Origin of the sequence: Cohnella boryungensis (genome assembly GCF_042651945.1) — a bacterium.
Taxonomy (GTDB): domain Bacteria; phylum Bacillota; class Bacilli; order Paenibacillales; family Paenibacillaceae; genus Cohnella; species Cohnella boryungensis.
The window spans coordinates 1-9673 of sequence record NZ_JBHSED010000049.1; the positions used below are offsets into that span (position 1 = coordinate 1).

7 protein-coding genes are annotated in these 9673 nt (G+C 49.3%); all 7 read left to right on the plus strand.

What is annotated here, in order from left to right:
- Window positions 1-179: 179 nt before the first annotated feature.
- The 7 genes from ACFO1S_RS21575 (at window position 180) to ACFO1S_RS21605 (ending at window position 9537) form a co-directional block, all read left to right on the plus strand.
- Window positions 180-572: a hypothetical protein gene (locus tag ACFO1S_RS21575; protein WP_378127542.1), complete on the plus strand. Its 393-nt coding sequence runs from the start codon at window positions 180-182 to the stop codon at window positions 570-572.
- On the plus strand, window positions 502-2745 hold the full coding sequence (locus tag ACFO1S_RS21580; RefSeq protein ID WP_378127544.1) for a beta-glucosidase: 2244 nt from the start codon (window positions 502-504) through the stop codon (window positions 2743-2745). The genes ACFO1S_RS21575 and ACFO1S_RS21580 overlap by 71 nt, the downstream gene beginning before the upstream one ends.
- Before the next feature lie 18 nt (window positions 2746-2763).
- On the plus strand, window positions 2764-4035 hold the full coding sequence (locus ACFO1S_RS21585) for a glycoside hydrolase family 1 protein (protein WP_204606384.1): 1272 nt from the start codon (window positions 2764-2766) through the stop codon (window positions 4033-4035).
- A 214-nt stretch (window positions 4036-4249) separates the two neighbouring features.
- Window positions 4250-5164, plus strand: a complete 915-nt coding sequence (locus tag ACFO1S_RS21590) for an ABC transporter permease (protein ID WP_378127546.1) — start codon at window positions 4250-4252, stop codon at window positions 5162-5164.
- Between the two features lie 25 nt (window positions 5165-5189).
- The gene (locus ACFO1S_RS21595) at window positions 5190-6074 is read left to right on the plus strand and encodes a carbohydrate ABC transporter permease (protein ID WP_204606386.1); all 885 of its coding nucleotides are present in this window, start codon (window positions 5190-5192) and stop codon (window positions 6072-6074) included.
- 107 nt (window positions 6075-6181) lie between these two features.
- Window positions 6182-7945 carry a sensor histidine kinase gene (locus ACFO1S_RS21600; RefSeq protein WP_204606387.1) on the plus strand — a complete coding sequence of 588 codons (1764 nt, stop codon included), beginning with the start codon at window positions 6182-6184 and terminating at the stop codon, window positions 7943-7945.
- Complete coding sequence (locus tag ACFO1S_RS21605) at window positions 7942-9537, plus strand: response regulator (protein WP_204606388.1); 1596 nt, start codon at window positions 7942-7944, stop codon at window positions 9535-9537. The genes ACFO1S_RS21600 and ACFO1S_RS21605 overlap by 4 nt, the downstream gene beginning before the upstream one ends.
- Window positions 9538-9673: the final 136 nt, after the last annotated feature.

A 9673-nucleotide genomic window follows, 5' to 3' on the forward strand; every position in this document is an offset into this window, starting at 1 on the left:
AGGAGCGATTCGCTGGAAATTTCAAAAGTTCCTTTCCAGCCCCTCGGGGACTGGAAACTGACTTAAAGATGCTTTCAAAAGATACTATACGAGGAGAGAATACTTTGGATAAGCCGATTATTACCGCGCCTGGAGATGGCGTCCTATAAGATTTGGATGAAGCCGAAGGTCAATTGATCATGATGAACCGCGACTTTTCGGGGTGTGCGGTAGCCACGTTTTCAAAACGAATGAACGATAACACGATCGGCACAATCACGATCGAAGGCAAACAACTGAAAAAAGCATTCATTTATAACTTTTCACTGGGTCGCAATGTTCAGCTGTTGGGAATTCCAGTGCGCGGAGTAGTCAACGAATACGACAAATCTTACACCGCGCTGGTCGAGGGATTCGTGGATGCTGACGGAATGATAATGGATCGATCCTCAGGAAATCACGATTCGGACGATGCCGAAGAAAAATCCCGTTCCGGGTTACGAAGAACGAGACAAAGTCGCGTTGGAAGCGGCCAGAGAAGGGATCGTCCTACTGAAGAACGAAGGGAACGTTCTTCCGCTCAAAAAGGGTGAAACGCTCAATGTTTTCGGAAAAGCCTTGTTGCAATTCCGTCTCGGTGCGTTAGGGGCAGGCAAAATCAACCCGCGATATTCCGTTGGTTTCTTGAGAGCCATAGAAGAATACAGCGATTTTTCGCTCAATACCGAGGTGACGGAACTCTATCTTTCGGATTCGGATGTAAGTCCATCGGATGAATTGTTGGAAAGTGCTTATAAACAATCCGATACGGCGATTATCATGCTTAGCCGCCCTTCGGGCGAGAACATCGACAATCGTCCGATTCCGGGAGAATTTTATTTATCCGAAGAAGAGGAGCAGATGATTCGGGCCGTGTCCCGTAAGTTCGACAAGACGGTTGCGATCGTAAACAGCGGCTATCCGATCGATGTCAGATGGGTTGAGAAATATAACATTAAAGGGCTCGTTATCTGCGGTTTTGTTGGCATGCTTGGGGGGCAGGCGCTTGTCGAAATTATTGACGGCCGGGTTAATCCTTCCGCGAAGCTTCCGGATACATGGAGTCTGGATTATTACGATATTCCCGCCAGCAGGAACTTCTATAATGCGACGCTGGGAATGCCCGTCTTGGATACGGATGTCCCCTATTTCGCCGATACCTATTATGAAGAAGATATATATGTCGGTTATCGCTATTTCGAGACGTTCGGGCAACAAGTCGCATATCCGTTTGGATATGGGTTAAGTTACACGACCTTCTCGGTAAAACCGACATTCTTTACATTTGAATCCAATAAGGTGCGACTTGCCGTCGAAGTTGCGAATACGGGTTCGGTTGCAGGCAAGGAGGTCGTTCAGGTATATGTGGAAGAGCCGGACGGCCTGCTGGAGAAGCCGGTGCGAAAATTGGTCGGTTTCGCGAAAACCGGATCGCTAGAGCCAGGTCACAAGCAGGCTCTGGAATTTGAAGTAAACGAAGATCAGCTTGCATCGTATCACACGGAGAGCGCCTCTTGGATCATGGAACAGGGGACGTACACCTTTTTTGCGGGAACGTCCGTCAAGCAAGTCGTGCAAGCTGGGAGCTTTGCGCTAGAAGGACTACGGACGATTCGAATCGTCTCGAATCTAATGAGCCCGCCCATGCCTATACGCACGTTGTCCAAGCGTGATCCGGCAGGGACTTTTCCGACAGGTGAACAGTCGGGAATCAAACCGAGTGTCACCGAACTGACCCCTAAAGTAAAACGCGCTAAATCAATGATAGAAGGGCCTATTCAGGCAGATATCCCCGCCAGGTTGATCAAATACGGCGAAGTGGTGGACAATCCGGTATTGCTCGATTCGTTCGTTAAGCAACTTACCGTAGGGGAGTTAGCGAGGCTGTCGGTTTGCAAAGCCGCCGGGTGGGGGATGACGGAAATCGGCGAGGCCGGACGTCTATATACGCTCGATAAATACGAGATGGAAGAATTTGTCGTGGCCGACGGGAATAGCGGCGTTAATGTCAAGCAACCGAATATCGGAATGCCGTGCAGCGCTACCGTCTGCGCATCGTTCAACACCCGACTCGCATACGAGGTGGGCAAGGTTATTGCCGAAGAAGCTATCGACAACGGCATCCATTTGATTCTGGCGCCGGGAATGAACATTCATCGGAATCCTTTGAACGGCAGACATCCGGAATATTTCTCAGAAGATCCCTACCTTGCGGGTGTCATGGCGGGCCATCACAGCAAAGGTCTTGAAGAAAACGGAGTTTCCAGCTGTTTGAAGCATACGGTAGCGAACAACTGCGAGACGGTTCGCAAGCGAAACCACAGCCTTATGACCGAGCGAGCCTTGCGTGAGATCTACTTGAAGACATATGAAGTGGCCATTCAGGTGCATAAACCCGATTCGATCATGACGGCTTACAACGCCTGCAACGGCGCCTTCACCGCAGCCGACGAAGAGATGATTCATGGCGTAATTCGTTCGGAATTCGGGTTCGACGGATACGTCATGACGGACTGGAATTCCTATGATACCGTGGACGTGGCAGAGGCCGTGGCAGCCGGGAATTGCTGGATGACGCCCGGATCTCCCGACGACACTTACGTAACGCCGATCGTAGAAGGCGTTCAGGATGGCAGAATCGACAGAACCCGATTGGAGAACAACGTGAAGCATCTGTTAAAGGTGGCCATTAAGAGAGCAAGCAATAGCCGAAAGAATAACGGCTAAGGAGAGGAGCAAATCAGTATGGCACTTCGATTTCCGGAAGATTTCTTATGGGGGGCCTCGACGGCTGCCCATCAAGTTGAAGGGAATAATACGAATTCCGACTTTTGGTTGATGGAAAATTTGGAGGGATCCTTGTTCAAGGAGCGATCCGGCAGTGCTGTGGATCATTATCGGCTGTTCAAGGAAGATATTGCGCTGCTCTCCTCGTTCGGATTGAATTCATATAGGTTCTCCATCGAATGGGCGAGGATCGAGCCCGAAGAAGGGCAGTTTGATCGTGCTGCCATCGAGCATTATCGGGAGGTCCTGTTGGCTTGCAGAAACAATAACGTAACGCCTATAGTTACCTTGCACCATTTCTCAACGCCGCAATGGCTAATTCGCGAGGGTGGGTGGGAATCGCCTGAGACACCCGCTCGATTTGCGCGTTATTGCTCTCATGTCATGAAAGAGCTTGGCGAACTGATTCCTTATGTCTGTACAATCAATGAAGCGAATATTTCCATCGGAATCGCCAAGATCATAAAACGGCATCAATCCGGGGGATCCCAAGCGCAAGTCGGTATCAATACGGATAATATGAGCCAGATGCAAAAATATTTCATGGCATTAGGGCAAGCTTTCGGCGTTCATCCCCAACAGGTTCATTCATTCCTCGGCGCCCGTTCGGAGAAAGGGCTGGAAGTCATCTTCAAGTCGCACTTGGAGGCGAGAAGCGCGATTCGCCGGATTAGTCCGAATACTCAGATCGGATTAACTTTATCACTCTATGACATTCAATCGATTCCGGGCGGGGAAGAGCACGCAGCGCATGCTTGGCACGAGGAATTCCTTCAGTTCCTACCGTATATGGAGGACGATGACTTCTTCGGTCTTCAGAATTATACGCGTACGGTATATGGACCTGAGGGTCTTCTGCCGATTCCTGTGGAGGCGGAGAAGACTCAAATGGGGAACGAGTATTACCCAGAAGCGCTTGGAGCAGTCGTTCGTTTCGTCTCCAAGCATCTGGAGAAGCCGATCATGATCACGGAGAACGGAATCGCGACGGATAACGACGAGCGACGCATAGCGTTCGTAGATAGCGCCTTAAAAGGGGTACAAGCTTGTATCTCGGAAGGAATTCCGGTTATCGGTTATATGCATTGGTCTCTGCTCGATAACTTCGAATGGCAGCTGGGCTTCTCGAAGACGTTCGGGTTGATCGAAGTGGATCGAACGACGCAAGAACGCAAGCCTAAACCGAGCGCTTATCATCTCGGAAGTATCGCTAGGAATAACTCGATATAACAAGCCGGAAGCCGGATCCTAAGCAGGATTCGGCTTCTGAATTCTGACGGCGGAAAAGTCGTCAAAGCGTTATCAAAAAAGTCGTCAGACTGTTAGTTGCGGCATAGCGCATCCCTTATGATAAGGCTAGTCATTATTGTTTACGACAAGAGGAAGGGGAACGAATATGGCACAAGCCACCGCCACAAATGCAGGGCAGACCGTGAAGCACCAAATGAAAAAGAAGATCCAATATCGGAAATACGCACCGCTTCTGATCATGATGATTCCCGGTCTTCTCTATTTACTGATCAACAACTATCTCCCGATGTTCGGACTCGCCATCGCGTTCAAGAACGTGAACTTCGCGAAAGGGATCTTTCAGAGCGATTGGGTTGGGTTCGCCAACTTCGAGTATCTGTTCAAGACGTCCGATGCCTACATTATTACGCGAAACACAATTCTCTATAATATTGTGTTCATCGGGCTAGGCACGGTACTTTCGTTGGCTTGTGCGATTCTGCTGAACGAAATCAGGCACAAGAAGCTGCTGAAAGCGTACCAGAGCATTATCACGTTACCGCACTTGATCTCCATGGTCATCGTCAGTTATCTCGTATACGCCTTGTTAAGCCCGGATACGGGGTTCCTCAATAAGACGGTGCTTCCTTGGCTAGGCATCGAAGAGATTTCATGGTACACCGAAACGAAATACTGGCCTTGGATACTGACTATAGTCCATTTTTGGAAATCAGTCGGATATTCCAGCATCGTATACTTCGCGGCGTTGCTCGGAATCGATGAGGAGTATTACGAGGCTGCAAGGCTCGACGGGGCTAGCCGTTGGCAGCAAATCCGTAGAATCACCATCCCGATTCTAACGCCGGTGATTATTATGCTGACGCTGCTCAATGTGGGACGGATATTCTATTCCGACTTCGGATTGTTCTATCAGGTACCGATGAATTCCGGCGCCCTCTTCGAAACGACAGCTACGATCGATACCTATGTCTTCCGGGGACTTATGGGAAATAGCGATATTGGGATGTCCACCGCAGCGGGATTCTATCAATCCATTGTCGGCTTCATGCTTGTCATGCTGGCGAACTACATCGTAAGGCGTAGGAACAAAGATAACGCGCTGTTTTAAAAAAAATTTCTAGGAGGTGACCGACATGAAAAGCGAAAGTAGAGGATTAATCTGGTTTAGTCATATTTCCATGTTTTTGTTCGCCGCATTTTGCCTCATTCCGTTCGTGCTGCTTATCTCTGCATCGCTGACGGACCAGAATGCGATCACCGCGCATGGATATTCTTTCTTCCCGCGGGTGTTCAGTATGGAGGCTTACGACTATTTGTTACACAGAGGCGCGGATATCGCGCGGGCTTACGGGGTTACGGTATTCGTAACGGTCTTCGGTACGGTCGCCGGCTTAGCTCTTACGACGCTGCTGGCCTACCCGCTTTCCCGAAAAGAAACACCGCACCGGTATCTGATCATGTTCATCGTGTTCTTCACGATGCTATTCCATGGGGGACTCATCCCTTCATACCTGGTTTATACACAAATCTTCGATATCAAGAACACGATTTGGGCACTCGTCGTGCCGGGACTGCTCACGAACGGCTTTTATGTCATGATGATGCGAACATTCTTCCAGACGACAGTACCGCCGGCGCTAATCGAATCAGCGCAGTTGGATGGTGCAAGCGAGTACCGGACGCTATGGTCCGTCGTATTGCCGCTGTCGACGCCCGTTCTTGCGACGATCGGATTGTTCACTTGCATTATGTACTGGAACGACTGGCAGAACGGGATGATCTATATTACGAAACCCGACCTGTTCAGCGTTCAAAATCTACTGAACCGGATCATGCAGGATATCCAATTTATCAACACCAATATGAGTTCAAGCGCCGGCGACGCGATGCAGCAAATGCCGAGCGACTCGGTTAAGATGGCGATTGCCGTCATTGGCGTATTGCCGATTCTGGTGGCCTACCCGTTCTTCCAAAAGTATTTCATCAAAGGGATTATGATCGGTGCCGTCAAAGGATAAGACGATCGACACGAAAGTCCAAGCGCCGCAACCAGACACATAATGGTTGTGGCGCTTGGACTTAAGGTGCGTATATGATGGAGGAAAACCATTAAGGAGCCGGGAGCATGAATATTCGCGGATCGCTGTGGCAAAGAGGTTCCTTGCGGTTTAAGCTGATCTTGAGCGTGCTGGTCATGACGGGGCCGTTGGTAGGCATGCTGCTGTATAACAACTTTTACGCCATCGATGTCGTTCGCGGACAGGTCGCGGAATCGTATAAGAATATGTTGGCCCTATACATGGATCAAATCGACTCCGACTTGAACGACGTCGATGCGTATATGAACACCATGTCGGGAATATCGGGATTCGATCTTGTCTCCCTCGAACAAGCCGCATCGGATTCGGAGTATTACAGTTCGAAGGTGTATTTGTTCAACAAGTTTACTCGGGATATTTCGTTGTATGGTTCGCTCAGCTCGCTTTTCGTATACGTCGAGAACCGGGATGACTATATGGAAGTAAACAAATCCCAGACGCAATCCCTTGAGGAGAGAGACCGAATAAAGCTTTATCTCCTTGACCATATTCAATCCGGTGGGTTAACTCAAGGAATCTCGACGCAAAGATGGCATTATGCTCGAATCGGGCAAAACAAATATTTGTTTGATATTGTCCGAACAGGCAACGTGTATTTAGGCGGATGGGTGAGTACCGACCAGTTGCTGGATCCCCTTCAATCCCTTCAGATTGGAGAAGGGGGGACCGTCCTGCTTGCGAATGACTTGGGAGAACCGATAACGGACACGAAGCTCGTCGACGAGAACAAAATCCGTTTGGATGCAAGCGAAGGCGACTACTATTTGTCCGGATATGACCGGAAATATTTGATCGTCGATTCGGCTTCCATTAGAGGGAACTTTAAGCTGGTCGCCGTCATACCGGATCACCACATCCTGGATAAACTGCCGTACCTTCAAGGGATCGTGTGGATGATAACCGCAGCCTCCCTGCTCTTTATCCCGACCGGGCTGTATTCCATCAGCAAGGCGATTCTCGTTCCTCTAAATCGGGTCCTTCTTGCCATGAAGAAGGTTCGAAGCGGGGATTGGAGCAATCGGGTGGACTTGACTAGAGGCGGCTCGGAGGAGTTCAGAATCTTGGGGGAATCGTTCAACTCCATGATGACAGAAATCGAAACGCTTCGCGTCAATGTGTACGAAGAACAGCTGAACAAGCAGAAGGAAGAATTGCAGCGCCTGCAGCTTCAGGTTAATCCGCACTTTTTCCTGAATTCGCTGAACATCGTATATAATCTGGCAAAGGTCAAAAATAATGAATTGACCATGGAAATGACGCGGTATTTGATTCAGTATTTCCGTTACATGTTTAGAAGCAATACGACTTTCGTTCATTTGAAGGACGAACTGGAACATACCCGAAACTACTTGCGGATACAAAGCTTGCGCTTCCCGGATAAATTGACGTGGACACTTGACGTTCCGGATTTTTTGGGGGACATGCCGATTCCTCCCCTCGTCGTTCAGTCATTCGTCGAGAATTCGATCAAACACGCGGTGACGATGGACAAGCTCGTTCATATTTCCGTGCGGATCGATTTATTGGACGAAGACTCCGGAACCCGGGTCAACATCGCGATACAAGATACAGGATGCGGGTTCGGAGAGGAAGTTCTTCGAGACCTTCAGGCTGGCAAATGCGTCGCAAATGAACGAGGGGAGCATACCGGAGCTTGGAACGTTCAGCGACGGTTGAAGCTGCTGTACGGGGATACGGTATCGGTTCGTTTCGATAATCATCCTGAAAGCGGCGGCGCGGTCGTATCCATTATTCTTCCGATTAATCCTGCGGCGGAGGTAACTTCATGAGCTATCACTTGCTAATCGTCGATGATGAAATTCATGCCATCGAAGGCGTAAAAGCAGATCTGGATCTGCAGAAACTAAGGATTTCCGAGCTCTATACCGCCAACAATATCAGGCAGGCGAAAGAATGGTTCGAGAGCAAAACAATCGATATCCTGTTATGCGATATCGAGATGCCGCAAGGGAACGGCTTGGAATTGTTGTCCTGGGTGCGGGAACGAGCCCCGAATACGGTCACGATTTTCCTCACCAGCCATGCGGATTTCAAATATGCGAAGGAAGCGCTTACGCTGGGGAGCTTCGACTATTTGCTAAAGCCGGTGTTGGCCGAAGAGCTGGAGAACGTTATTCGAAAGGCTCAGGGCGTGATAGATAAGAATAGCGAGAACAACCGGAACGTGAAATTCCATCAATTGTGGCAGAAGCATCAATCGTTTATCATTGAACGTTTTTGGTTGGATCTGATCAACCATTCGATTCCTAGTTATCCCGCCGCGATTCGCGACCAGGTCGAGCAGCGCCATATTCCAGTTACGGAAGACTCAGTCTTCTTCCCGATCTTGATCTCTATTCAACGTTGGAACAAAGAGATGAAACGCAGAGATGAGAAAATATTGGAGTTCGCGCTTAAAAACTCGGCGGAAGAGATGCTCATCGGCAACCACGACAACGGGATCTGTTTTCTGTTGGATAGAGGGTTACTGCTCGTCATCTTGATGGCGGAAAGGGATTTCCCACAGGAGGGGGACAGGTTGAAGGAAGCCGCGGGTTTCTATGTGGAATCCTGTCATCGTTTTTTCTACTGTAATCTTTCCGTCTATATGGGACGATCGGTAGAGGCGCATGAGATCGCCGCTATGGTCGCGTTGTTGCGTGAGCGCGATCGGAATAACGTCGCGTTCTCCAATCGGGTCATGGATTTCGAACGTACGGAACAAGCGGATCATCCGATTCGGCTGCCTGAACTCAGCGCATTGTCCTCCTTGTTGAAAACCGGGACGAAGGAAGCCGTCAAGCACGAAGTGGAGAAATATCTCGACGATCTCGTTCGTAATCGTGAGATGGATGCAGAGATGCTGCATCAATTCAGTCAAGATTTCGTGCAGATTCTGTACACGTTCCTGAACGCAAAGGGCATCCAGGCCCATCAATTGTTCGGGGATGATCAATCTAGAAGCATATCGGAAATGGCAGGGCGCTCCGTTACCCATATGATGGCTTGGGTTCACCATGCCGTGAATAAAGCCATGAAACAGGCGGAGGAGGTCAAAGAAAATGATACCGTCGTCCAAACCATAAAACGATACATCTCGCTTAACTTGGATCAAGACATGTCTAGAGAGACCATCGCCGACCAGGTGTATCTGAATCCCGATTATTTGTCACGAATATTTAAAAAAGAGACAGGATTATCGATATCGGATTACGTCCTGACGGAACGAATCCATAAAGCTAGAGAACTGCTGCGGAAGACGAATATACCGGTCAGTTCCGTGGCATCGTCGGTGGGGTATACTAACTTTTCTCACTTCGCTAAAATCTTCAAAAAGTACGTCGGCATCGGACCGACAGAATTCCGCAATCAGTCCGGATGAAGAGAGGAAGAGGTTGTCGTTAAACGCGGCAGCCTCTTTTCGTATTATCAGGTCAGCCAGAGATTTCTGGTTGGCCTATTTTTGTGGTCGTTCTATGATGGCGGTAGCCGGGAGAACGTGGCTCTTTTTGGGGCTT

Excerpts from the sequence above, each read along its gene's own strand:
- ACFO1S_RS21575 (WP_378127542.1), top strand. The coding sequence starts at position 180 with ATGATGAACCGCGACTTTTCGGGGTGTGCGGTAGCCACGTTTTCAAAA.
- ACFO1S_RS21605 (WP_204606388.1), top strand. The coding sequence starts at position 7,942 with ATGAGCTATCACTTGCTAATCGTCGATGATGAAATTCATGCCATCGAA.
- ACFO1S_RS21590 (WP_378127546.1), top strand. The coding sequence starts at position 4,250 with ATGAAAAAGAAGATCCAATATCGGAAATACGCACCGCTTCTGATCATG.
- ACFO1S_RS21600 (WP_204606387.1), top strand. The coding sequence starts at position 6,182 with ATGAATATTCGCGGATCGCTGTGGCAAAGAGGTTCCTTGCGGTTTAAG.
- ACFO1S_RS21585 (WP_204606384.1), top strand. The coding sequence starts at position 2,764 with ATGGCACTTCGATTTCCGGAAGATTTCTTATGGGGGGCCTCGACGGCT.
- ACFO1S_RS21595 (WP_204606386.1), top strand. The coding sequence starts at position 5,190 with ATGAAAAGCGAAAGTAGAGGATTAATCTGGTTTAGTCATATTTCCATG.